Source organism: Methylomonas sp. LW13, from assembly GCF_016865255.1.
Classification (GTDB): Bacteria; Pseudomonadota; Gammaproteobacteria; order Methylococcales; family Methylomonadaceae; genus Methylomonas.
Map to the genome: position 1 here is coordinate 1,052,027 of NZ_CP033381.1, position 25,313 is coordinate 1,077,339.

22 protein-coding genes are annotated in these 25,313 nt (G+C 54.7%); all 22 read left to right on the plus strand.

What is annotated here, in order from left to right:
- Nucleotides 1–177 precede the first annotated feature (177 nt).
- The 22 genes from nifE to JL719_RS04780 all read left to right on the plus strand — a co-directional run bounded on the left by nifE (nucleotide 178) and on the right by JL719_RS04780 (nucleotide 25,308).
- Nucleotides 178–1,620 (plus strand): nitrogenase iron-molybdenum cofactor biosynthesis protein NifE, encoded by a 1,443-nt coding sequence (gene nifE / locus JL719_RS04675; RefSeq protein WP_033157159.1) that lies wholly within the window; start codon nucleotides 178–180, stop codon nucleotides 1,618–1,620.
- A 1-nt stretch (nucleotide 1,621) separates the two neighbouring features.
- Nucleotides 1,622–3,019 carry a nitrogenase iron-molybdenum cofactor biosynthesis protein NifN gene (gene nifN, locus JL719_RS04680; protein ID WP_033157158.1) on the plus strand — a complete coding sequence of 466 codons (1,398 nt, stop codon included), beginning with the start codon at nucleotides 1,622–1,624 and terminating at the stop codon, nucleotides 3,017–3,019.
- A 44-nt stretch (nucleotides 3,020–3,063) separates the two neighbouring features.
- The gene (gene nifX / locus JL719_RS04685; protein WP_084153311.1) at nucleotides 3,064–3,495 is read left to right on the plus strand and encodes a nitrogen fixation protein NifX; all 432 of its coding nucleotides are present in this window, start codon (nucleotides 3,064–3,066) and stop codon (nucleotides 3,493–3,495) included.
- A gap of 372 nt (nucleotides 3,496–3,867) precedes the next feature.
- The gene (locus JL719_RS04690; RefSeq protein WP_033157156.1) at nucleotides 3,868–4,341 is read left to right on the plus strand and encodes a NifX-associated nitrogen fixation protein; all 474 of its coding nucleotides are present in this window, start codon (nucleotides 3,868–3,870) and stop codon (nucleotides 4,339–4,341) included.
- 8 nt (nucleotides 4,342–4,349) lie between these two features.
- On the plus strand, nucleotides 4,350–4,565 hold the full coding sequence (locus tag JL719_RS04695; protein ID WP_020484884.1) for a CCE_0567 family metalloprotein: 216 nt from the start codon (nucleotides 4,350–4,352) through the stop codon (nucleotides 4,563–4,565).
- Between the two features lie 9 nt (nucleotides 4,566–4,574).
- Nucleotides 4,575–4,892 carry a ferredoxin III, nif-specific gene (fdxB, locus tag JL719_RS04700; RefSeq protein ID WP_033157155.1) on the plus strand — a complete coding sequence of 106 codons (318 nt, stop codon included), beginning with the start codon at nucleotides 4,575–4,577 and terminating at the stop codon, nucleotides 4,890–4,892.
- Between the two features lie 826 nt (nucleotides 4,893–5,718).
- Complete coding sequence (locus JL719_RS04705; RefSeq protein ID WP_020484886.1) at nucleotides 5,719–6,042, plus strand: (2Fe-2S) ferredoxin domain-containing protein; 324 nt, start codon at nucleotides 5,719–5,721, stop codon at nucleotides 6,040–6,042.
- Nucleotides 6,043–6,045: 3 nt separating this feature from the next.
- Nucleotides 6,046–6,552, plus strand: a complete 507-nt coding sequence (locus tag JL719_RS04710) for a hypothetical protein (protein ID WP_033157154.1) — start codon at nucleotides 6,046–6,048, stop codon at nucleotides 6,550–6,552.
- Nucleotides 6,549–6,929 carry a hypothetical protein gene (locus JL719_RS04715; RefSeq protein WP_033157153.1) on the plus strand — a complete coding sequence of 127 codons (381 nt, stop codon included), beginning with the start codon at nucleotides 6,549–6,551 and terminating at the stop codon, nucleotides 6,927–6,929. Before JL719_RS04710 ends, JL719_RS04715 begins: the two co-directional genes overlap by 4 nt.
- A gap of 9 nt (nucleotides 6,930–6,938) precedes the next feature.
- Entirely contained in the window at nucleotides 6,939–7,901 is a 963-nt protein-coding gene (locus JL719_RS04720; RefSeq protein ID WP_033157152.1) for a DUF364 domain-containing protein, read from the plus strand.
- Between the two features lie 3 nt (nucleotides 7,902–7,904).
- Nucleotides 7,905–8,357, plus strand: coding sequence for a hypothetical protein (locus JL719_RS04725; RefSeq protein WP_033157151.1), 453 nt, complete (start codon nucleotides 7,905–7,907; stop codon nucleotides 8,355–8,357).
- Nucleotide 8,358: 1 nt separating this feature from the next.
- Nucleotides 8,359–9,633 carry a (Fe-S)-binding protein gene (locus JL719_RS04730; protein ID WP_033157150.1) on the plus strand — a complete coding sequence of 425 codons (1,275 nt, stop codon included), beginning with the start codon at nucleotides 8,359–8,361 and terminating at the stop codon, nucleotides 9,631–9,633.
- 166 nt (nucleotides 9,634–9,799) lie between these two features.
- Nucleotides 9,800–11,530: an autotransporter assembly complex protein TamA gene (locus JL719_RS04735; RefSeq protein ID WP_033157149.1), complete on the plus strand. Its 1,731-nt coding sequence runs from the start codon at nucleotides 9,800–9,802 to the stop codon at nucleotides 11,528–11,530.
- Nucleotides 11,527–14,979 carry a translocation/assembly module TamB domain-containing protein gene (locus tag JL719_RS04740; protein WP_203531406.1) on the plus strand — a complete coding sequence of 1,151 codons (3,453 nt, stop codon included), beginning with the start codon at nucleotides 11,527–11,529 and terminating at the stop codon, nucleotides 14,977–14,979. Before JL719_RS04735 ends, JL719_RS04740 begins: the two co-directional genes overlap by 4 nt.
- A gap of 226 nt (nucleotides 14,980–15,205) precedes the next feature.
- Nucleotides 15,206–16,627, plus strand: a complete 1,422-nt coding sequence (locus JL719_RS04745) for an undecaprenyl-phosphate glucose phosphotransferase (RefSeq protein ID WP_033157148.1) — start codon at nucleotides 15,206–15,208, stop codon at nucleotides 16,625–16,627.
- A gap of 12 nt (nucleotides 16,628–16,639) precedes the next feature.
- On the plus strand, nucleotides 16,640–17,740 hold the full coding sequence (locus tag JL719_RS04750) for a polysaccharide biosynthesis/export family protein (protein WP_033157147.1): 1,101 nt from the start codon (nucleotides 16,640–16,642) through the stop codon (nucleotides 17,738–17,740).
- Between the two features lie 3 nt (nucleotides 17,741–17,743).
- Entirely contained in the window at nucleotides 17,744–20,098 is a 2,355-nt protein-coding gene (locus JL719_RS04755) for a polysaccharide biosynthesis tyrosine autokinase (RefSeq protein ID WP_033157146.1), read from the plus strand.
- Between the two features lie 9 nt (nucleotides 20,099–20,107).
- Nucleotides 20,108–21,352 (plus strand): O-antigen ligase family protein, encoded by a 1,245-nt coding sequence (locus JL719_RS04760; protein ID WP_033157145.1) that lies wholly within the window; start codon nucleotides 20,108–20,110, stop codon nucleotides 21,350–21,352.
- A 10-nt stretch (nucleotides 21,353–21,362) separates the two neighbouring features.
- Nucleotides 21,363–22,682 (plus strand): lipopolysaccharide biosynthesis protein, encoded by a 1,320-nt coding sequence (locus JL719_RS04765; protein ID WP_033157144.1) that lies wholly within the window; start codon nucleotides 21,363–21,365, stop codon nucleotides 22,680–22,682.
- Nucleotides 22,683–22,702: 20 nt separating this feature from the next.
- Nucleotides 22,703–23,647 (plus strand): class I SAM-dependent methyltransferase, encoded by a 945-nt coding sequence (locus JL719_RS04770; RefSeq protein ID WP_033157143.1) that lies wholly within the window; start codon nucleotides 22,703–22,705, stop codon nucleotides 23,645–23,647.
- Between the two features lie 3 nt (nucleotides 23,648–23,650).
- On the plus strand, nucleotides 23,651–24,442 hold the full coding sequence (locus JL719_RS04775) for a glycosyltransferase family 2 protein (protein WP_033157142.1): 792 nt from the start codon (nucleotides 23,651–23,653) through the stop codon (nucleotides 24,440–24,442).
- Nucleotides 24,439–25,308, plus strand: a complete 870-nt coding sequence (locus JL719_RS04780) for a glycosyltransferase family 2 protein (protein ID WP_033157141.1) — start codon at nucleotides 24,439–24,441, stop codon at nucleotides 25,306–25,308. Before JL719_RS04775 ends, JL719_RS04780 begins: the two co-directional genes overlap by 4 nt.
- Nucleotides 25,309–25,313: the final 5 nt, after the last annotated feature.

Here is a 25,313-nt window from a genome sequence, read left to right on the forward strand (position 1 = left end):
ACAGCAATTGGCGATATTGGTCGTCCTCTCCGTGCTGATTGTAGTCATCATTCCTCCGTAAGCTCCGGTTTGTCGTGTTTGCTACAATTTAAATTCAACAAAACCAGATAGAAATCAGTGTCTTATCAAATGGCACACCGGTTGCTTTGTTGTTAACAAAAAGCGAGGTGTGATGCCATGAAATCGACCAAAGATATTGCGGAACTGCTGGACGAACCGGCTTGCGAGCATAACAAGAAGGAAAAGTCCGGCTGCGCAAAACCCAAGCCCGGTTCGGCGGCGGGCGGCTGCGCTTTCGACGGCGCTCAGATTGCGTTGCTGCCGATCGCCGATGTGGCTCATATCGTCCACGGTCCTATCGCCTGTGCCGGCAGCTCCTGGGACAACCGCGGCACCCGTTCTTCCGGCTCGGAATTATACCGAATCGGTATGACCACTGATTTGACCGAACAAGACGTGGTGATGGGGCGTAGCGAAAAACGCCTGTTCCATGCGATCAAACAAGCCATCGAAACCTACAATCCGCCGGCGGTGTTTATCTACAACACTTGCGTACCGGCTCTGGTGGGCGACGACATCAACGCGACTTGCAAATCCGCCGCCGAACGCTGGGGCGTGCCGGTCGTACCTATTGATTGCGCCGGCTTCTACGGCACCAAAAACCTGGGTAACCGCATCGCCGGCGACGCAATGGTCAATCACGTGATCGGCACCCGCGATCCTGATCCGTTGCCGCCCGGCACCGAGCGCCCGGGTATCAAGGTACATGACGTGAATCTGGTGGGCGAATACAACATCGCCGGCGAGTTTTGGCACGTGCTACCGCTGCTCGACGAAATGGGCTTGCGCGTATTGTGTACCTTGTCCGGCGACGCCCGCTTCCGCGAAGTACAAACCATGCATAAAGCCGAAGTCAATATGATGGTGTGCTCTAAGGCCATGGTCAACGTGGCCCGCAAACTACAACAAAGCTATGGCACGCCGTGGTTCGAAGGCAGTTTTTACGGCATTACCGATACCAGCCAGGCTTTGCGCGACTTCGCCCGAGTGATTAACGATCCTGATTTAATCGAACGCACCGAAGCCATCATTGCCCGCGAGGAAAACCGCATCCGCGAAGCGCTAGCGCCCTGGCGAGAAAGGCTAAAAGGCAAGCGGGTATTGTTGTTTACCGGCGGCGTGAAAAGCTGGTCGGTGATCTCGGCACTGCAGGATTTGGGTATGGTGGTGGTGGCTACCGGCACCAAGAAATCTACTGAAGAAGACAAAGCGCGGATTCGCGAACTGATGGGCGAAGACACGCTGATGATCGAAGACGGCAGCCCGAAAGCCTTGTTAAAAGTCGTTGCCGACTACAAAGCCGACATTCTGATCGCCGGCGGCCGGAATATGTACACCGCGTTGAAAGCGCGGATTCCGTTCCTGGACATCAATCAAGAGCGCGAGTTCGGTTACGAAGGTTATCAAGGCATGCTGGAACTGGTCCGGCAATTGGCTTTGACTTTGGAAAGCCCGGTTTGGGAAGCTGTGCGGGCGACACCGCCCTGGCGCACCGGAGGCCTGAAAAAATCGGCCACTATCGAGGCGCCAGCAGAGCCTTTAGCGGCTCAGGCGGCATAGCATGGCCGACATCGTCAAACGCAATAAAGCCCTGTCGGTCAATCCGCTAAAGGCCAGTCAACCTACCGGCGGTTCCTTGGCCTGCCTGGGTTTTGACCGGGCGATTCCGATGCTGCACGGCTCGCAAGGTTGCACGGCGTTTGCCAAGGTGTTTTTCGTGCGGCATTTCCGAGAGCCGATTCCGCTGCAAACCACTGCCATGGATCAAGCCAGCTCCGTGTTGGGTGCCGACGAAAATGTCATCGAAGGCATCAAAGCGATTGCCGAAAAATCCAACCCGGCTCTGATTGCGGTACTGACCACCGGTTTGGCGGAAACTCAAGGCTGTGACGTGCACCGTAATGTTCGCGAGTTTCGCGACCGTTATCCGGAATATGCCCACGTGGCGGTGGTCGCAGTAAATACGCCCGATTTCACCGGCTGTGTGGAAACCGGCTATGCGGCGACGATTTACGAAATTATCAAAGCTCTGGTGCCGGACGCGGAAACCGCAGGGACCAAGCCTGGCAATCGTCAGCGTCAGGTCAATTGTCTGGTTAGCCCCATGTTGACGCCCGGCGATCTGGAAGCTTTGCGCGATTTGATCGAACAATTCAATTTACGCCCGGTGCTGGTGCCGGACTTGTCCGATTCGCTGGACGGCAGCTTGACAGACGACGATTTTTCGCCAGTCACCATCGGCGGTACGCCAGTGTCGGAGTTGGCGACCTTGGGTGAAGCTAAAGCCAGCTTGATAATCGGCGCCTCTCTGCGTAAATCCGGCGAACTGTTGCAGGAAAAAACCGGTGTCCCCAGTTTCTATTTTGACCATCTTTATGGCTTGCAGGCTAACGACGCCTTGATTACAACCTTGGCCGACATCAGCGAAATGCCGGTGCCGCAAAAGATTGAACGGCAGCGCGCGCAATTGCAGGACGCAATGCTCGATACCCATTTCATGCTCGGCCAACTGCGGGTGGCGATCGCAGCTGATCCAGATCAACTCAATGCTTTGATTCATCTGGTACAAGGCATGGGTGCGGAAGTGGTGACCGCGATTTGTGCCGGAAATACACCAGTGCTGGCGACGGCACCGGTGGACAGCATCAAGATCGGCGACCTGGAAGATTTGGAAGTTATGGCTAAAGAACGCAAGGCGCAATTGCTGATCGGTAACTCGCATGCCGTGGCTAGCGCCGAACGCTTGGGCATACCGATTCTGCGTATCGGTTTTCCGTTGTACGACATCATCGGCGGTTATCAGAAAACCTGGATAGGCTATCGCGGCACTCGGCAAACCTTGTTTGATTTAGCCAATTTGGTGATCAACTTTGCCCACGAGGAGATCGAGCCTTACTACTCGCCGTATGCGCAAAAACCCGAATCCGAACGTCAAGCGTGCTCGCCGTCATGTCATTAGCCCGCCGCATGCACGTTTTGCATACCCACGAACAGAGGATGCCTATGGAAACCGCTATTAAAGTCGCTTTTGCCACTACCGACATGGTGCACGTTGATCAGCATTTTGGCTCAGCCAAATCGTTTGCTGTCTACGCGGTGGATCCGGAACAGTTCGAATTCATGGAAGCTGCGCAATTTGGCGAACTCGCGCAGGACGGTAACGAAGACAAGTTGTCGGTGAAGATTCAGTTGCTGGAAGGCTGCGCGGCCGTGTATTGCCTGGCGATTGGTGCCTCTGCAGTGAAACAAATCGTCGCGCAAGGCATTCAGCCGGTCAAAGTCCACGAAGGCAGCACCGTCAAGGATCTGATCGCGGATTTGCAAGCCGAAATGAAAGCTGGGCCATCCAGTTGGTTGGCCAAAGCCATCAACCTACACAAAGGCCCCAATCCGGAGCGGTTTAACGCGATGGAAGAGGAGGGGTGGGATGAATAGATTGGGTTGGGGTAGCTCGTAAATAGTTAAAAGCCTTGGCGCGTCGGAATGGTTTTGCCCCGCATGCCGCGCCGAGCACCGGAGCTTTTGAACGGATCGGCCCGGTAGGGGCGCCGCAGGGATGCGGCGCGTTGCCGAAGGGGCAGGAATCCCCTTTCGGCAACCCTGTTCAAAAGCTTCGGAGCGCAGGGAATAAGCGGCATCCGGGTGTCTTTTCTTTTGGATACTTTTCTTTGGACAAGCAAAGAAAAGTATCTCGCCTGTCGGTGCGAGAACCGACATTAAAACAGTCGTCGCGTTAGCGACACCCAAATGAATATTTTTCAGTTAGGCCATAAACCTAACTAAACAAAAACCCAAAGGAGAACCACCATGGCCCAACCCGCATTAGTCGTCGAAGCAGGCGACCCGTTCATGAACTCGGAAATCGTCGTCGAGATGGTCAAACAACTGCGCGCACTCGATACCTACGACACCTACGAAGGCTGGTCGGAAGAAAAGATCATCGATCCTTTGGTGATGACCAAAGAACGCAAACGCGAGATACCGATTATCGGCGACCCGGATGAAATTACCTTGGCGCGCGTCAAAGCCTATTACAACTCCATTGCGTCGTTGATCGAAAAGAAAGGCGGCTTGATGGCCGTGCCGGTGATCAACATCACCCACGAAGGTTTCGGCCGGGCTTTGGTATTGGTCGGTAAATTGATCGTGGTGGATAAAGTCTTGCGCGATGTGCACCGTTTCGGTTTCCCCAGCCTGGAAGATTTGGCGGCCAAAACCGATGCAACCATTGAGAAAGCGCTGGGTTTGATCACAACCTATAGAGAAGTAGCCGAAGCTTGAGGTGTGCGATGAGCGACGAAGAACTGAAAGTATTGGAAAAAGACGTAAAAAAAGCCAAGCGTATTGCTAGTGAGGCTGCCTCGGTATTGCACGATTTGATCGAAGACAGATTGCCGGATGCCTATGGCGAACTGATGGGCATTGCGCAAGCCACTTACGACGCCTGCAAAGCCTGGGATGATGCCAACAAGAAGTTCTTGGCTGCCAGCAAAGAAACGGCTTAGGAGACGATCATGAGCGAATTTGTAACCGGCGTGACCTTTGGCGGCACCGTTTGGACACCGTCTTACGTTACCGACATTAATCAGCGTACTTGTATCGGTTGCGGCCGTTGTTTCAAGGTTTGTCCGCGCGACGTATTTGATTTGGTCGAAAAAGACGAAGCCTTATCAGCCGAAGATTTTGGCGACGATTACGGCGACTTTGAGGACGATGACGATAACAGCATGGTGATGAGCTTGAAAAATGCTGCTGACTGTATTGGTTGCGAGGCATGTTCCAAGGTGTGTCCTAAGGATTGTTTTACGCATGAGCATAAGGCGGCGGCTTGATTTTTTAGCTTTTAAGTTTCGGCTTATCGTAGGGTGGGCACGGTTTTTGTGCCCACGCGGATTTTAAGCAATGTGTCGCTGGCGCGACGGCTGGTTTTGAAGTCGGGTCTCGGCCCGACAGCCGAGATACTTTCTTTTGCATGGCCAAAAGAAAGTATCCAAAGAAAAGGCCACCCCGATGCCGCTTTAATCCTGCGCGCCGCAGCGTTTATCGAGGGTCGGCAGAAGGGGCATCCCAGCCCCTCCGCCGACGCACCGCATCCCTGCGGTGCCCCTTCGGGCAATTCTCGATAAACGCTGCGGTGCTCGGCGCGGCATAGGGGATCTGGCTTGTCCCGGAATTGCTAAGTTATTGGAGTTAATTCGGGGGTGAGCTGTCGCCAGCTGTTTTAGGTTCACAATGCTTTGTAAAAGCCCTTTTTAGTTTTCTGGTGCTGGATGTAAATCTAGGAGCATCGAGAGTAGAACGGTCGTCTCCCGTATGCCGCGCCGAGCACCGGAGCTTTTGAACGGACAAATCGGCAGGATAGCCGATTTGCATGCGCAGCACCCGAAGGGCGAGGCACATGGATGTGCCGAGTGAGCAGCCCGCAGGGGCGCCGCAGGGATGCGGCGCGTTGCCGAAGGGGCAGGGAGCCCCTTTCGGCAACCCCGTTCAAAAGCGAGGAGCGCAGGGAACAAGCGGCATTCGGGCCGCCTTTTCTTTGGATACTTTCTTTTGGCGGAGCAAAAGAAAGTGTCTCGGTTGTCGGTCCGAGAACCGACATCAATGAATTCGTCGCGATAGCGACACCTTATTTTTAGTTAAACCATAAGGAATCCCACTATGCCTCGTCCCGATAAACACGTATTCGTCTGCACTCAAGCCCGTCCGCAAGGCCATCCGCGCGGCTCCTGTACCGCCAGTGGTTGTGCCGAGGTGATGAACGAGTTCATGAATCAAATTCAGGCCCGTAACCTGTTCGAGAAAATCGGCCTAACCAATACCGGTTGCATGGGCCCGTGCATGCTGGGGCCCAGCGTATTGGTCTATCCGGAAGGGGTGATGTACGGCAAAGTCACCAAGGATGATGTCAAAACCATCATTGATCAGCATTTGTTGGGTGGCGAGCCGGTCGCCGCGTTGGTTGCGCCCGCCGAGGTCTGGTAATCCATGAGTCAGCTCGGCTTTTTTGAAGAACGGGTTTTATTCAGTCCGGATGTGCCGGAAGAGGTGAATAAACTGTTGCAGATGGCGGTAGCGGCCAGCCACGCTGACAAGCCTTTGGCGGAAAAGTATTTCAGACAGGCGCAGGCCTTGGATAGTGCTTGTCTGCAAACCTATTTTGCCTTGTATAAATTCTATTTTTACCAAGGCCGTTTGCTGGAAGCCGAGCTTGAAGTCATGGCGGCACTAAACGAAGCGGCTCGGCAGGGCGGTTTTCCAGCCGACTATCGGAAGCTGGGCCGCGAGTTGGCGCAGTGGGATATGTACGCCAGCGAAGTCGCGCTGTTTTATCTCTACAGTTTAAAAGCGCTAGCCTTTATCAAACTGCGGCGGCAGTTGGATGCGGAAGCACAATCGATATTAGTCTTGATGCGTGCATTAGACCCGGAAGACCGTTCCGGCGCCTCGGTGATTATGGATTTGGCGGATGCAGTGCTGGAGGATGCCGCATGACCAGCGAACAGGTTGCCGAGCAGGTGGCGGCACGGCGGGCTTTCGGCGAGACAGTCTGTCAACGCATTATAGAAAATATCGTCAAGCTGGGCTTTCCGCTGCAAACCGAACTCAGTTTGCCGAAATTCGATAGCGCCGAGTTCAGTTTAGTCACCGACCCGTTTACCCAAACCCAGGATCTGGTGGGTTATTGGTACAATGCCGGTAAGCAGCGCATCGGTCAGATTAAATTTCATGGCGACGGCAGTTTTTATGCCGAATACGATGTTGTGCAGCCGCACCCGACCAAAAAACAATGGTTCGTCGAGGCCATTAATGCCTGGGGCCAGCAAGACAACATTAAAACCGAAGCAAAATTGCTAGACATCCCGCAATAAGGGGGGGCAATGGCTAACCCAAAACGCTTGTACGAATTGCTGCTGGACTATTGCAGCAGCGATGCCGTGGTGGACAACCTGATGATCGGTTTGGTTTGGACAGTGTGCCAAAGTCAGGGCCGGGCGACCGCCGGTTTGGCGATGAGTCCGGGGCAGAACACGCGCACCTTGCCGTGGTCCGGCACCTTGGTGGGCAAACCGGTGACGGATTTAGCCGCCTGGATTACCGAATGGGAACCGTATAAAGCCACGGTTGCCATGGCAGCCATCAACAGTTGCATCAACGCCCGGCCTTTGCCGGATTCGCTGGTGTTGGACAGTCACGACGAACATGCCAATCTGGCGGTGTTCGAGCATTTTTTGCCGCAGCTGCATGGCAAAAACGTGGTGGTGATCGGCCGTTATCCGGGCATCGAACGCTATCAAGACAAAATGCATTTAACCATTTTGGAGCGACAACCGTCTGCTGCCGATCTGCCGGATTCCGCGTGCGAGTTTTTATTGCCGCAAGCTGACTGGGTGTTTTTGACCGCCAGCAGTATTCCGAATAAAACCTTTCCGCGGCTGGTAGAGCTATCCAGTCACGCCAAAACCGTGTTGATGGGCCCCACCGTACCGTGGCTGCCGCAGTTGCATGAGTTTGGCATCGATTATCTGGCCGGGGTGGAAGTTGTCGATCAAGCGGCCTTGTATCACACCGCCGCGCAAGGCGGAGGCGTGCGGATCTTTAATAATGGCTTACGCTACCGCGTGGCGGAACTGGCCCCGCAAAGCAGTATTAGCTGGTTGAAGCAGCAAATCGCCGATTGTTTTAACGAAAGAACCCAGCTGACCGAAGCGATGGAGCAATGGTATCGCGACGGTAATAAGGCGCGCTTCCCGCAGTACTCATTGTTGGACCAAATCAACAGCCGGCTGTCGCGCTTGGATAGCAGCTTTAAATCGCTGTGGGACAATTGTGCGCCTGGCTAAACAATGAACAACGCAGTGCCGGAGGCGTTTAACAGCCACCGATTATTATTGATGTACAAAGGCGATATTAGCGCCTTGACCTTGTTTGCCCAGCAGGCCGGCGGCAGCGTGTGCTTTCCGCAGTCTTTGCCGCCGCTGTCGGTCGCCTTCGATGAGGACGCGACGGTAAACGACGGAAAAATCACCGTGCATCCGGCAACGCTGGTTAACGCCATCAATCGTCTGCTGGGGTTCGATAACGATTTACTCTATGCCGAAGCGGGTTTTAAAGAATACGTCGATACCCCAAAAGGTACCGTCACCGTATACATGGCGCGTTTCAAACTGCTGGATCCGCCGCACCGCTTGATGCAGTCCTTGGGTTGCCAGATGCGCACCTTGCCGGAGTTGCGCGGTCGGCCGCCAGCTGAAATGGAGTTGTTGCGCCGGGCTTACACCAAAATGATGGAGGGCTAACATGTTCGATATGATGGATTTTGGCATGGGCGAATTTACGGGCGATGACGGCTCGGGGTCGCCTGCGCCCAACGGTCCGTATATCCCGGAAGCCAGCGAATGTATGCGCTGCGGCATGTGTGTCAGCAGCTGCCCGACTTTTCGCTTGTTCGAAATCGACGCCGAAACGCCCCGGCAACGCATCCGCACCATCAGCAAAATCTTGGTGGAGGATGTACCCATCAGCGCTGAAGAGCGCGCCCATTTGGATAGTTGTCTGCAATGCCGCGCTTGCGAAACCGCCTGTCCCAGCCGGATGCGTTACGGCGCCTTGTTCGATCAAGCCCGAGCGAAATTGCAGGAGGCGGTGGCCCACCCTTGGTTAGCCAAGTTGGCGATGTACTTTATCGAACATAAACGCCGGCGGCGGATGTTGTTGCCCATGCTGTCGTTATATTTACGTTCCGGTTTACGAAAACCGCTGCGAGCCAGCGGCTTGCTGCGCAAATTAAAATTAGATACCGCCGAAAGTTTGCTGAACGAGCCGGCCCTAGGCAGTTTGGCCGGGATTTATCCGGTCGGCAGGCGGCAGCGGCAGCGCGGACGAGTAGCCTTATTTACCGGTTGCCTGGCCGAACATTTTGACCGCGCCACGCAACGGGCTGCAATCAAGCTACTCAATACCATAGGCTATGAAGTGGTGGTGCCGGAAGGCCAAGGCTGCTGCGGCGCCATTCATCAGCACAACGGCTGTTCCGCGCAAGCCTTGAAAGAGAAAAATATCGAAGCGTTTTACCAATTGGAAGTGGACGCGGTGATCTACGTGGCCAGTGGCTGCGGCGCGATGTTGAGCGAGTACGAAGGCGATAATAGCGAAACCGCCGGTTGGTTTGCCAAGCGCCTGCAGGACATCAACGAATTTTTATTGGAACATTGGCCGAAGAACTTGGAGCCTGCTGCGTCCAATATGAATGTGGCGGTGCACGAGCCGTGCAGCCAGCGCAATGTGTTGAAAAACGGCCGTGCCGTGCATGAGCTGCTGCGGAAAATCCCCGGTTTAAATATCGAAGCCCTGCCGGATAATCAACTCTGCTGCGGCGCCGGCGGCAGCTATATGCTCAGCCACCCGGACAACGCCCAGCAACTGCGTAACGCCAAGCGCCAGGCCATCGAAGGCTCCGGTGCGGATGTGGTGGTTAGCAGTAATTTCAGCTGTGCGTTTTACCTGAACGCCGAACGCGCCGAGACCGCGCGCAAGCTAGTGCACCCTATCCGCTTGTTGGCGGATAGGGTATAGGTTTACCACTTCATACTTTGGCTTCATAGCCAATCTTGGCACTGTAGAGTAGCCAACCGCCTAGTCGATACTGCTCAGGTTGCAGTTTGCTAGGCGGGCTGGATCACTGGTAAAGTGGCTGCGCAACCTCTTCAGCGCTCCCTATGACCTGTTTCGATGACCCAAGATGACCGGTAACTATCGATTCCACTTGTACGCGGTGGTTTTGGTCGGCCTCTTTGAGACGTTAGAGGCCTCGGCCGATGTCCTGATTCAGGGCATAGACGGTGAGTTATTAAGGAATGTTGAAATCAGCTTGTCTTTGCGTGAACAGGACTGCAAGGCGCCTGATTGGAAAATCAATAGTCTGTTCCTCAAGGCCGATCAGGAGATCGACGATGCGTTACGCGCGTTAGGTCACTACCACGTCAGCCTAGAAAAAAATCTGGATATTAAGCCCGATTGCTGGCAGGCGCGCTTTGTTATTACGCCCGGCGAGCCGATGCGCGTGACCGCGATTGACCTGCAATTTCTCGGTGAAGCGGTTGACGATCCGGCATTCGCGAGCTTACGGGAAAAGTTATCCGCCAAAGTAGGCAGCCCGCTGCATCACGGGCATTATGAAGCCTTAAAAAAACAAATCGAGGCATTGGCCTTAGAGCGTGGTTACTTGCAAGGCCGCTTTGCCACGAGTCAATTGCGCGTCGATCCTTCTCAAGATCGGGCCGATATTGTGCTGCATTACGATGCGGGGCCGCGTCTTTATTTTGGCGAAGTCAAGATTGACCAGGCTGTTCTTGATCCCGCGTTTGTTGCCAAGTTGGTCAAGGTCAAAACCGGCGAGTATTACGATAGTCATAAGCTAGCCGATACGCACAATGCGCTGTCCAACAGCGGCTATTTCAAATCGGTGGATATTCATCCGGATTTAGCCGGCATAGCCGATAGGCAGGTGCCCGTCATGCTGAGTCTGTATCCGAACAAGCGCCATCATTACGGGATGGGTTTTGGATACGACACCGATAAGGGGCCTTTGGTCAGTGGAACTTATCTCAATCGTTTGATCAATCCGCAGGGCCATTATTTCAACGCCGAACTGGATCTATCGCCGGTCTTGGCTACAGCCGGCGCTGAATACACCGTACCGCTGGATGATCCGCTCAACGACTCCTTGAGCTTTGGTGCGGGTGTGAAACGCGAAGACACGACCAGTTATACCTCGTGGGCAGGGAAATTATCGGCGCGCTTGAAGCACGCATTCACCAGTGGCTGGAAGCAGACATTGTTTATCGACTACAGTTACGAGAAGTATACGGCGGCGAATACGACCGACACGACGCTATTGCTGTTACCCGGCGGCAGTTGGTTGCGTTCGGTATCGGACAATCCGCTTCGACCGACACGCGGTTATCGGTTGGAGTTCTCAGTGGATGGCAGCTACAAAAGCCCGCTGTCCAATATCAGTATGCTGCAAGGGTCAGTGGCGGGCGTGTGGATGCACCCCGTTGGCGACGTGGGACGCATTGTGCTGCGTGGCGAGCAAGGCGCCACGTTGGTGGATAATTTCGACAAGCTACCCACTACTTATCGTTATTTTGCCGGCGGTATGAACAGCATACGTGGTTACAGTTACAAAGAACTGGGACCTAAGGACGCTACGGGCGCGGTGGTGGGCGGGCGCTTTTTGAGTGTGGTCAGCGTTGAATATGAACATTCGGTACTCGACAATTGGGGGGCGGCCGCCTTTATCGATGCCGGCAATGCCTATAATTTGGACGGCATTCAAGTGAAGACAGGCGTGGGATTAGGGGTGCGTTGGTACTCGCCGATTGGTTTGGTACGCCTGGATTTTGCGGTGCCCCTGCAACCCGCCGACTCCTCGTTTCAAATCCATTTTGCCGCAGGGACACGTTTGTGAGCCTGTGGCGCTGGTCGATGAGGTGTCTGCGGGGGCTACTCCTGGTACTGCCGTTGCCGTTGCTGCTGTTGGCGGTCGTGCTGGCTATGGCCAACAGCCAGTCGGGAAGTCGCTGGCTGATTCAGCAAGTACTGCCGACCGAGGCCAGCATTACCGACATCGACGGCACCCTGCTGCATCGTTTGCAGTTGGCAGGGGTGCAGTATCATGCCGATGGCACCCAGCTCAAACTCCGCTACCTCTCGCTGGCTTGGTCCCCGCTCGATTTACTGAAAGGCGCGCTGCAGATCGATGAAATCGCCATCCAGGGTCTGGAATTGACCCTGGAATCGGACACTCAGCAGGCGGATGCCAGCAGCCATTTTGACCCGGAAGCCTCGCTACCCGTGCCGCTGGCGCTGCGCTTGGATCGTTTGACGGTTAACGATGCTACATTCATCCAGTCCGGGCAACGTCACGATCTCCCAAATCTCACTTTGTCTGCCAACACCGAAGGCGGCCGCTTGCATTTAACCCATATGGTCGCTGAGGCTGCGGACTATCAGCTTGATCTAAATGGATGGTTGGGCTTAGGTGGCGGCTATCCACTGGCGCTGAACGCGAAGTGTCAGTTGCGTTCGGCCGAATATGGCGACTGGCAGACAGCCAGCAAATTCAGCGGCGATCTGAAGCGCTTGATACTGGACATCAGTGCCTCAGGCCCGTTCGCTGCAACCTTGCACGGCCAGATTGATGAGCTGTTACAAACCCCGGGTTTTGCATTGCAAGGCGATTGGGTCGATGCGCGCTGGCCCTTGGTCGGCAATCTTCCGCAATTGACAAGTCCGCAGGGTTCGCTGACGGTGCAGGGTAGTGCCTCAGCCTTTCAGGCCAAGCTGACCGCCGATGTGCGGCGAGCCGAGTTGCCGGATGCTCACGTGGATCTGGCAATGGAGGGCACGCCGACGTCTGCCAAACTCCAGCGATTCCTGGTGGCATCCAAGGCGGGCAGCTTGGCTGTCGACGGTACGATTGCCTGGCAGGACGCTGTCCAATTTGCTTTGCATGCGCAAGCCAGAGATTTTAACCCGGCGGTATTGCTGCCGGATTTGCCGGGGCGCTTGTCGCTTGATGGGGATGTCGAGGGACGTTTGAACACGGGCGCACCGCAGCTTAAGGCGCAACTGCATAGGCTGGATGGGCAATTGCTCGGCCAGCCGTTGAGCGGTGGGGGAAAATTTGCGCTGGACGGGCAGGTCGTGGCGGTCGATCAGTTACAACTGTCATCAGGTAGCAATCGGTTACACGCTGATGGTCGTTTGGGTCCGGCTGAATCCGCGCTTCGCTTTGATTTGCATACGCCGGCTTTAGCCGGTTTGTGGCCCGGTCTGCGTGGTAAAGCGCATGTTAACGGTCTTCTGCGCGGTGATTGGCATTTGCCGGATATTGAGTTGACGGCGCAGGCGGCGGGGCTTGGCTATGCGCAACAGCAAGTCGGCGCATTTGATCTGACCTTGGATTTTCAGCCAAACGCCCATAGCCGGCTACAAATGCATGCCCAACATGTGCTTAGCGGTCACGACACCATCGACAGCGTGGCGATAGCTGCCAGCGGTACTACAGCAAAACACAGCGTTAGCCTGGATGTCCGGGCGCCGCAGGGGCAATTGGCGCTGGCGCTGGCCGGCCGCTGGCAAGCGCCGCGCTGGCAAGGGGCGTTGCAGGCTTTATCCTTGCAAGTCCCTCAACTAGGTGCCTGGGAATTGCGGCAAGCGGCCGCCTTGACGATAGACCAGCGGCCTGCCGGTGCCGATGTGCGCTTGGCCGATACCTGTCTGACGCAAGCGAATGCGTTAATCTGTTTGCAGGGCGATTATCTGGCAAATGGCGATCTGAGCGGTCAGGGGCGGGTCAGCGACTATCCGTTGGATTTGCTAAGCGCTTATCTGCCGGCGCATTGGCAACTTTTTGGCAGCTTGGCCGCGACTGCCGAGGTTCGCAAACGCGGGAGCGGTTTGCAGGGTGATTATCGATTGGCGCTGGCAGAAGCCGGCGTGTCGCTGCCGGTCGGCCGGAATGGGTTGGTGGTGCCGTTTCGCAAGGCCATTCTGTTCGGCAATCTCGCTGGCGAGCGCTTGACTGCCGATCTTGATTTGGCGACTGACGGTAGCGACTTTATCCGCGCTCAGTTGCAACTGGATCAAGGTGCCGGACAGGGCTTGGCCGGAAACCTGGCGGCAAAAATCAACGATCTTGGTTTGTTTCAGGGGCTGGTGCCTAATATGTCCGGGCTTAAGGGGCGATTCGGCGCCGATCTAAAACTGGGGGGCTCGTTGCCTCAGCCAGTTGCACAGGGGCGTCTGAGTTTGGAGGATGGTCGCTTACAAATTGATGAGCTGGGTATTGTTTTGTCCGATATTCAGCTGCATGCCGATGCTGTGAATGATGATCAGCCGCTTCAAGTACACGGCAGCCTTCGTTCCGGCGGCGGTCGGCTTGCCATTGATGGTTTGTTGGGCCTGGATGGCACTGCCGATCTTGATGTGCTGGGTAATGACTTTGAGGTAGCTAAGTTGCCAGAAGCCGAAGTGACCATCGCGCCGCATCTTAAGCTGGGCCGCTCGGCCCGTGGTGATGCCAAAGTGACCGGGGCGTTGGGAATTGACAAAGCCATGGTTAAAATCAAAGAACTGCCGGCCAGCGCGGTGGCGGTCAGTCGCGATGAGGTGATCGTCGGCAAAACGGACTCGGATCAGGCTATCGAAGCGCCACCGGGTATCGACGCTGACGTGGCGATTCAGTTGGGGCAGCAAGCCAGTTTTTCCGGGCTTGGCTTGGATACAAAACTGACCGGGCAACTGCAATTTCTGAAACTTGATAGACGTCTTGCCTTGCATGGTGCCATCGATATGGCTGACGGCCGTTACCGAAGTTACGGACAAGATCTGAAGTTGCGTAAGGGCCGGTTTTTATTCAACGGCCCGATTGATCGCCCGTGGCTGGACGTCGAAGCCTATCGGGTTTCCAAGGATCAGAAGGTGACGGCCGTGTTGCAGGTGAGCGGTTCGGCCACTGCGCCGCAGACCAAGATTTATACCGAGCCCAGCCTGCCCGAGTCCGATGCGCTGGCGTATTTGATTACCGGGGCTTCGCTGAACCAAGCCGGTAAGGATGAAGGCAATATGATCGCGAGCGCCGCTTTATCCTATGGCGCAGGGCGGCTGTCGTGGCTGACCGAGAAACTGGGTATAGACGAGTTTGAAGTGCAGCAAGGCAAGTCGTTTGCCGATACGCTGGTCACTGCAGGACAGTATCTGACGGCTAATACCTATGTGGGCACCAAACTAGGCCTGTTCAGTAAGCAGGCACTGCTGGTTTTGAAATACAAACTCACCGATAGCATCAATCTGGAAACCCAAACCGGCACATCGCAGCGTGTCAAAGTCAATTATGAGTTTGACACGGATTAAAGCCCGCTACCCAAATGGCCATCATTCATGGTCTAAAAAACGCTCTCATCCAAAGTTAAGCCTTTCCTAATACATTCTTAATTAAACCCTCAGGTTTTCTCTCATCTTGGCTCGGTAATCTAATACTCAAGCGAATAGGGGTTATCAACCCGTTCGCATTAGGTTGGGTTTCCAGGGACGGTGACCCTTAGTCATTGGATCAAGACGATATAGGGGTTAAACCATCATGCCACTCGGTTTGGGAAATATTTTCAACGGGCTTTTTAAACAGTACGGTCACACGGTGATTTTGTTGCTGCGCGTCATCGACGTCGCCATGTTGTTTGCTGCCGCTTGGGTGACTCACTATTTTTGGTTGCGCGAGTACGTTGTCGATCAGGATTACCGGATCGTCATCGCGCTGGGCATCCTGGGTGCCATCATCTTCTTCGAAATCGGCCAGGTCTATCGGCCTTGGCGTAACGATGCGATGCGCGGCGAAATTGCCCGTATCGTCAGAGCTTGGATTTCAGCGTTGGTGGCGGTGGTGTCCATCGTCGCCTTAATCAGATTGCATTTTTGGTTCGGTTCCAGTTATCGCTGGATTGCCTCCTGGGGTGTGCTGGGTTTGGCTTTTGTGTTGGTAGCGCGCGGGGTGTTGTCGCAAGTGCTGCGTTTCTTACGGGCTCGCGGTTGGTCACAGGGCCGCATTGTGATGGTGGGTTTGAATCAAATGGCGGTAGCGGTAGCGCGGCAGTTGAATCATTCGTCCTGGGCCGGGCTGCAAGTGGTCGGTTATGTAGACGATAGAGGCGATGATAGAAATTCGATCAACGATTTTGCACTGCCGCGTCTCGGTAAACTGGAAGACCTGCCGGGCATCATCTCAGCTCAAGCGATTGATGAAGTATGGGTGGCTTATCAGGGTGAATCCTTGACTGAGCGCGCCCAATACCAACTCCGCCATTTGCCGGTCAGCATTCGGTTAGTGATCGACTGTTTTGCCTTCAAACAAAGCAAATTTCTGAGCTTGAACACTGTGGCTGGTATTCCGACCCTGGATTTCTCAGTATCGCCGTTGCATGGCATCAATCGTTACATCAAGGAAATCGAAGATCGACTTTTGGCTTTGATTTTATTACTGCTGATCAGCCCGCTGATGTTGGTTTTGGCAGTGGGCGTGAAGCTGAGCTCGCGGGGCCCGGTGTTTTATCGCCAGGAGCGGGTGGGTTGGAATAATCGCTCGTTCACGATGTTGAAGTTCCGCTCCATGCCGGTGGATGCCGAAGCCAAAACCGGCGCGGTCTGGGCCAAGCCCGGTGAAAATCGCGCCACCCCGTTCGGCGCTTTCCTGCGCAAAACCAGCCTGGATGAACTGCCGCAATTGATCAATGTGTTGCGCGGCGATATGTCGTTGGTCGGCCCACGCCCCGAGCGTCCGGATTTCGTCGAAGTGTTCAAGGACCAAGTGCCTAACTATATGAAAAAACACATGGTGAAAGCCGGCATCACCGGTTGGGCGCAAGTTAACGGCTGGCGCGGCGACACCGACCTCAACCGTCGCATCGAACACGATTTGTATTACATCCAGCATTGGTCGCTGTGGTTTGATTTGGAGATCGCCTTCCGCACCGTGCTGACCGGTTTTATCAATAAAAACGCCTACTAAGGACACACTTACATGTTTAGATTGATTCCCATCATGCTGATCTTAACCTTGCCTGGTTGTTTCCTGGCGCCAGGCATGGATATGAATACCGATAATGGTTTGACCGAAATCGAGATGCCGATGAAAAAAGACGGGCAATTGGTCAAGGAGAAAGTCCGCATCGTGCCGATTACCGCCGATCTGATCATCGAAAGAGAGACCTCTCGCCGGCAAGCGATCAACAGCCTGCCGCCGGTAGACCCCAACAAAACCAGCTACCGCATCGGCCCGCAGGATAGATTACAAATCACCGTTTGGGAGCATCCGGAACTGAACGATCCCGGCGGCGAAAAAATCATGCCGGAGCTGGCCGGTAAAGTAGTGGATGAGAACGGTGACCTGTATTACCCCTACGTCGGCAGTATCCACGTGGCCGGCAAAACCGTCAGCGAAGCCCGCGCCGATTTGACGCGCGAGCTGTCCAAATATTTCAAAAAGGTCAAACTCGACATCCGCGTGCTGTCCTTCCAGGCGCACCGAGTCGCGGTGGTCGGTGAAGTCGTGCGTCCCGGCGTGCAAACCATGAACGAAACGCCATTGACGGTCGCTGAAGCCATCACCCGCGCCGGCGGCTCGACCAAGGACTCCGATTTTGCCAACGTAGCGCTGGCCCGCGACGGCAAACTCTACAAACTGGATGTGCAATCAATGTACGAAAAAGGCCTGACCACCCAGAATTTGCTGTTGAAAGACGGCGATGTGTTGAATGTCGGCGATCAAAAAGACAGCAAGGTGTTTGTGATGGGCGAAGCCAATCGCCAGCAAGCCATCCAAATCAACAAAGGCCGGATGAGTTTGTCGCAAGCCTTGGCCGAGGCGTCCGGGGTTGATTTTAATACCTCGCGGCCCGGTGATATTTACGTGATTCGCGCCGGCGACATGCAGCCGGAGATTTTCCAACTAAATGGCGAATCGCCCGACGCGATGATTCTGGCCGATCAGTTTCCGCTGCAAGCGCACGACACCTTATTTATTGGTACCGCAGGTGTTACGCAATGGTCTAGGGTCCTGAACCAAATTTTACCCGGCTCGTTTACCGCAATCATGTCGCAAGCCGCGATGATGGGGATGTAACAAATGATTTACTCACAAAACGAAGCTACCCCGGTTTTGCAACCGCTGAATCAGGTGCGGATGCCAGAGTCTAGCGTCAGTATTCGCGACTACGTCGATCTGCTGATCGAAGGTCGGAAAACCATTTTTATCGCGCTGTGTTCAGTGTTGCTGATCACCACCGTGTATCTGGTGTTGGCACCACGTACCTACAAAGCCGATGCTTTGCTGCGGATTGATAAAAACAAGGCCTTGCTGTCCGCGACGCTACGCAGCGAAAACAATCAAGCGCCAGCGGAAGCGGAAAGCCCGCGCGCGCAGCGCGAAGTGGAGATTTTGCGTTCGCGTTCGGTGTTGGGCAAAGTCGTGGATAACCTGAATTTGACCATCGAAACCGAGCCGTACTTTTTTCCGTTGATCGGTGAAACGCTGGCGCGCCGGCACGATGCGCACGACGGCATAGCAGATGCCTGGTGGGGGTTCAGTCGCTGGGCTTGGGGTGGCGAAAAGCTGAAAATCGCTGCGTTCAGCGTGCCAGACCGTTATCTGGAAAAAGAGTTTACCTTGATCGCTTTGGAAGCCGGGTGTTTTCAACTGCTCGACCCGCGCGGCGACGAATTGCTGGCTGGCCAGGTGGGCGAGGTGTTGAGCGCCGAGATCGGCGAGAAAACCCCGGTGACGATTAAAGTCGAAACCCTGGAAGCGCATCCGGGTACGCATTTTGAATTAACCCGCCGCACCGCGCTGTCGGCTATCGAAACCTTGCAAAAAGCCTTCGCGGTCAAGGAAGTATCGAAAGACACCGATATTCTGAGCGTGGAATTGAAAGGCCGCGACCCGGAGCAACTGGCCAAATCGGTGAACGACATTGCGGCAATTTACGTCAACGCCACGGTGAATTGGGAATCAGCGGAAGCCTCGCAAAAACTGGGTTTCCTGGAAAGCCAGTTGCCTATCGTCAAGGAGCGTCTGGAAAAAGCCGAGCAAGGTTTGAGCGCGTATCGCCAGCAACACGGCGCGGTGGATATTTCCGCCGAAGCCGAGATTCTGTTGAAACAGGCGTCGGATATGGAGACCCTGGGTATTCAGCTCAAGCAAAAATACGACGAACAAAGCCAGCGCTTGGAAGCCGAGCATCCGGACATGATTTCCACTAATGCCCAGATTAAGCGCGTGAATAACAAGCTGGCGGCTTTGGAAAAACGCATCAAGGATTTACCGAAAACCCAGCAAAACATGGTGAGTTTGTCGCGCGACGTGCAGGTAAACACCGAGTTGTATACCTCGCTGCTGAACAGCGCGCAGGAACAACGCATCGCTGCCGCCGGCTCCTTGGGTAACTCACGCATCGTTGATTTCGCCGTCACCCCGGAAAAACCTTACTGGCCTAAGCCTGGTTTGTTGTTGGCGATAGCTAGCTTGCTGGGTCTGAGCTTGGGCTCGGCCTTGATTTTTCTCAGACATTCCTTGCAACGCCACGACAACTATCCGGCCTTGCTGGAATATCAAGTCGGTTTGCCCTTGTTTGCGGCGATTCCGCATAGCAAAAAGCAGCATAAATTGGGACGCTTGCTGGGTAAGGATAAAGACAACGGTATTCTGGTCTCTCAGGATCCATTGGATATTTCCGTCGAGTCGCTACGCGGACTGCGTACCACACTGGAAGCCACGTTGGCCCAGCATGAAAGCAAGGTGATCATGGTCAGCAGTCCGGCGCCGGGCATGGGTAAATCCTTTGTCAGTTCCAATCTGGCAGCCTTGCTAGCCAGCATTAAAAAGCGGGTGCTGGTGATCGACGCCGACATGCGCAACGGCCGCTTGCACGATACCTTTTCGATTGGCAAGCAACCGGGTTTGTCCGATTTATTGTCCGGCCGCGCCACGCTGGGCGAAGTGATTGTCAGCTTGCCTGACGTGGGTATCGATTTGATCCCGCGCGGCAATATGGTGCTGAATCCGGCGGAATTGCTGGTGCTGGGCGAATTGTCGGAAACCCTGGAACAACTGAAAAGCTTTTACAACCACATCGTCATCGATTCGCCGCCGATTCTGGGCGCGACCGATGCGGCGATTCTCGGTAAGCATGCCGACGCCACTTTCCTGGTCGTGAAAGAAGGCCGATATACCGCGCAAGAACTGGAAGTCAGTGCCCGCCGTTTCCAACAGGTTGGCATCAAACCTAACGGTTTCATCATCAACGATATGAAAGAAGGCTCGTCTTACTATCCGTATTACGGTTATGCCTACCAACGCGCGGATCAGGAACCGAAGGACGAATCCAGCTGGAGCGATAAATATCACGCAGTGGGCGATTGGTTGGGTAAGCAGTTGGACAGGGAACTGTTGCCGGTTCCTGCCGAAAGCGACGAGCGGGTTTAAATAATAACGATGAGAATCCGCCTGGAAAAAGACCTGCCGGTGCTGTTGATTGCGCTGGTTGGTGCATCAACGGTTGCTTCGCTGCCGCAGGTCGAATCGGCTTGGGCCGGTATCAAGGAAGTCTACGGCGAGCAGGAAATGGGTTTGCGGATTCTGCGCGAGGCGTTATTGGGCGTGCTGATCGTTTACGCTTGGCTGGAACCGCGTTTGCGTAACGGAATTTTTACCAGTTCGGTGTTGGCGTTTCTGGGGGTGATTTGTAGCTATGTCCTGTTTGAAGTGGGCTACGCCCTTTATCTGGATTTGCCGCTGGTCGTACCGCTGACCGGCCTGCGGGTGTTCGAATATCTGCCGGTGGCCTTGATCGGTTTCGTCACCAGTCGTTTGGGTGCCGGCGATTACGTGTTGTACAAATTCGCCAGCTACCTGCGCTATTACCTGGTGTTGCAAACCGGTTTGGCCCTAGCCCAGGCTCTTTGGGCGCCACCGTTGTTCGGCGTGTCGATGTTGGGCGGCGGCCGGCCGTTCGGCACCTTCGTCAGTCCTAATTTGTTTGGCGCGACGATGGCGACTTGCGCGTTGGTATTTGCCTTGGTGCCGGGCATGCGCCGTTGGTTAGCGCTGAGCGTATTTTTAGCGTTGTTGAGTGGCTCCCGCACCGCGTTTATCAGCTCGTTGCTGGTGGTGTTTTTTCAAGTTTATGCCGCATTGCGGCCACGTGATCGCTGGGCGTTAGTGATGCCCGCGCCGATTTTGGCGGTGGGCGCGTTGATTTTGGCTTCCAGCCCTTTATTGAGCGGCCGCGACGATGCCGATCCCACCCAGGACGGCAGGATCGATTTGTGGCAGCGGGTGTTTACCAATCATGTGCACGATCCGATGGATGTGCTGTTCGGTTGGGGCTTGGGTTTGAGTTCCAACACCGTCAATCTGTTGTTCGGTGCCGAGTATTTTCCCGGCCAGTTCGATTCCGACAGCCTGTATTTATTTCTGTTGAACGGCTACGGTGTGATTGGCTTGCTGGCTTATCTGACTTTTTTATGGATCACGACACGGATGTCTATCCACCCAAACAAAGGCTTGGTGGCGATGTTCATCTTCGCTGCCGGCCTGACTTTTAACATGTGGGAGTATTTTCCGCAGAATGCATTGTTAATGATGCTGTGGGGCATGGTACTGGGCTGCACGGCCAAAGCCGGGGCAATGGTTCAGCCCATGCCGGCCGGAACCGATTACTCCCCGCGATTACCTTAGGAAATCTGCGATGTTCGGTGCATTGAAACAGAGCAAATTATTTGGCGATGCCTTTTGGGCCTTGTTCGGTCAGGCGGCCTCGGCCTTAGCCTTATTGCTGGGTATGCGCCTATTGACGGAACTGGTCAGTCCGGCGGTTTACGGCCAAGTGGCCTTATTGAACGGCTTTGTCGCGCTGGGCGTGGCGGTGTTTTCTTATCCGTTTATCTGCGCCGGCATGCGTATCGTGCCGGAATGCGAAACCGCCGGCCAGAGTACTGGTTTGCATGCTGCCGTCGCCGGTTTGACGCTGCAAGCCACCATGTTAGCCATTGGCCTACTGGTGCTGGGTGGTTTTGCCTACGGTTATTTTGTCGAGGTCAGCAGCGTGTTGTTTTTGCTAACCGGCGTGTTGTTGGCGATGACGGTACAGCGGGAATTAGGCATACAGTTGGCGATAGGCGAGCGTAAACAGCGCCTGGCCAGTCTTTGGCAAACCACTGACAGCGTGTTGAGACCCGCTTTGGCGATAGCGCTGGTCTGGTGGTGGGGCGGCAATCCGGAATGGGTGTTGCTGGGGTACATCCTGGCCAGTTTGCTATCCAATCTGGTTTGGATCGTTTTGAAGCGCCGCAATGCCGTTAGGATGCCAGCGACCGACAGCCGCTCTTTTCGCCGCGAGGTTTGGGTCTATGCCTTGCCCCTGATTCCGATGGAATTGATTTTCTGGATCAACGGTTTGGGCGATCGTTATGTGATCGGTTATTTGCTGACTGCTGCCGACGTCGGTTTGTATGCCGCGACTTACATGATTGTCAACGAGGCCTTTAACCGCAGCGCGATGGTGCTGCTGCGCACCTTTCAGCCCGCCTATTTTCAGGCCTTCTCCGCACAGCAATTGCAAAAGGCCTTTTCGATTTTATGGGTCTGGATAACCAGTGTCGCGGCCCTGGGTGCGTTCGGTTTGTTGCTGTTACTGCTGACTAAGGATTGGGTGGCTTCATTGGTCTTGGCAAAATCCTATCACGCCGCCGTGGATTTAATGCCGGCGATGGCGCTGGGCTGTGCTTTGCATGCCTTGGGTACGGCGCTGGCGCAACCTCTGCTGGCGCATAAGCGTACCAAAACTTTGTTGAAAGGCCGCTTGTGCGGCGCGGTAGCGGCGGCGGTGACGATTCCCGTGCTGGTCAGCCAATACGGTTTGCCCGGCGCGGCCTGGGCCAATCCGGTTTATTTCGGCATCGAAGCCGTGGTATTGGCAATCTTGGCAAAACCTTGGCAAGCCGACCGCCGCGCCAAGTCTGGAACGATTCAAACATTGAGACAACAACCGCTCGCGGCGGATGCTTAAAAGTGATAACGGTGAACACGATGACATACGCAACAATGACAACAGAAATCTATGGCGAAGTGCTGCGCGCCTGCGTAGCTTGCGGCGCGGAAAAAATCGGTTTTTGGCGGCAAAAAGACTATCTGTATACCGATAGCGCCAGCAGAAAAGCCTTCCGGATTTACCGCTGCGCCTGCTGTGGCACCGGATTTTTGAATCAACCGCCGCATCGGCAATGGTTGCAAGCCATCTATCAATATTCCGGGCAGGCGTTGACGCAAGCGATCACGCTGGACGAAGTGATGGGCCGCGAGGCGGCGTTTCCTAACTGCATCGTGGATGCCAAGCGCATGGCGCTGCAAGCCGATCAGTTGAACAAATCCGGCAACCACCGGGCTTTGGACATTGGTTCCGGGTTTGGCTTTTATACCCGCGCCTTGCGCTTGCTGGGTTATCGCACCGTCAGCATCAATCCCGGCCAGTATGAAAATCGGGTGTTCCAGGATTTAAACGGCGACGAGCCCTTGCCGATCATGTTCGAGCAGTATCAGCCCGAACAGGCATTTGGCGTGGTAGTGATGTCGCAAGTGTTGGAGCACATACTCGAACCGGACCGCACTATTGCCAAAGTGGCCGATCTGCTGGAGAGCGGCGGCGTGCTGGCCTGTGCGGTGCCCAACTATGCGTCGTTTTTGGTCAAACTGCTGGGTACCAAAGAGAACGCCTGCCTGTGGGTGCCGGAACACGTCAATTACTTTACCGAAAAAGGTCTGAAAAGTTTGTTGGAGCGTCACGGCTTGCGCGTGGTTAAAACCGAGCAAGTCACCCGGATTCAGTACAACGCGCTATCCAGGCGTTTGGGTCTAACCGGCAGCTTGGCCAAGCTGGCCGACACCTTGGTTAAGTATGCGCAGATACCGTTTGCGGCGTTAATGGATACCTTGGGTTTGGGCATTTACCTGAACGTGTACGCGGTGAAGCAATAAGCCATGTTGACCGTCGTTATTCTGACCCAAAACGAGGAAGCCAATCTGCCGAGCTGTTTGGCCGGTATCCCCGAACGCTACCCCATCGCGATTGTCGACTCCGGCAGTACCGATAACACGCTGACCATTGCCCAAGAGCGGGGCTGCGCGATTCATCGTAACCCCTGGCCGGGTTTTGCCGAGCAACGCAATTTCGCGATTCGTCAATGCGGCATAGACACGCCGTGGATTTTGTTCGTCGATGCCGACGAAATTTATCCGCAGGCCTTTTACGACTGGTTTGAAGCCAAATTATCCGAAACTCACAGTATCGACGTGTTGATGGTGCCTTCGGTGTTGTATCTGCGTGGCAAACGCTTGAACCATGCGCCCGGTTATCCCATTTATCACCCCCGACTGGTGCGCCGCGAGACTACCCGGTTTGTACGCAACCACACCGGGCATGGCGAAGCGGTGTTGGATAGCTGCCGCATCGGCTATTCCGATATTCCTTACGAGCATTATTTTTACCACGGCGAAATTATCGAGTGGATGCACAAGCACGTCGGTAAGGCTGCGCAGGAAGTGCAATTACAACCCACCGCCGGGGCGGTGATGACCACGCGCGGCCGTTTGAGCGTATTGCTGGGACGCTCCTGGCTGCGAATACTGGCGCGGTTTTGTTATCACTATTTGTTACGCGGTGGTTTTTTGGATGGTGCGGCGGGGTTGGAGTTTGCGCTGATGTTTACTTGGTACGAAGCCACGATTTATTTGCAAGCAAAAGCCGGTAACTGGGCGAGGAGTGCGGTATGAAAATTTCGTTGGTGTTGGCAACCTTGGGCAGGGACGCGGAAGTCTTGGATTTTTTGAAATCGCTGCTGTTTCAGACCTATAAAAACTTCGAGCTGATCGTTATCGATCAAAATCGCGACGGCAAGATCGACGCCATTTTGGAATCTTACCGAGCGTTGATGAACATCAAGCATATAAAAGTGCAATTCACCGGCAACGCCCGGGCCAGGGATTACGGTATCGGTTTGGCGCAAGGCCGCATCGTCGCCTTTCCGGACGACGATTGTGCCTATGACCAGGATGTGTTGGAAAAAGTGGTCGCTGAATTTAAGCGGCGCGCAGATATGGCCATTCTGGTGGCCGGTTCCTACGATTTTTCCGCTACCCGGTTCAGCATCGGCGTGAATAGCCACAAAGCCGGCTATTTCAACCGCTTCCGGATGATGGGCGTGGAATTTACTCAGTTTTTTGATCTGCAACGGGTCGATAGGCAGCAGTTTCATTTGGATCACGATTTTGGCATCGGTTCCAAATATTCCGGTGCCGAAGGATTTGAGTTGCTGTACCGCTTGCTGCGCGCCGGCGGCAATGCGTTTTACACGCCGGAGATCAAGATTTTTCATGCCAACAAGGATCATTACAAACTCGGCACCGCAAGGATGTTGATGTATTCCACCGGCATCGGCGCTTATATCCGCAAGTTTACCAATCAACATGATGTGTTTATTTGGTACTACATAGCCCGCAAGATGTTTGTCGCGCCGGTGTTGAAAATGGCTTTGGCGCTGCTTACCTTCAATCCGCAAAAACTGGCGTATTCGTTTTACAACTTGGTCGGTATCTGGCGCGGGTTTTTGACCTACGGTAAATCGGAAAAATGTATTTAAAGACT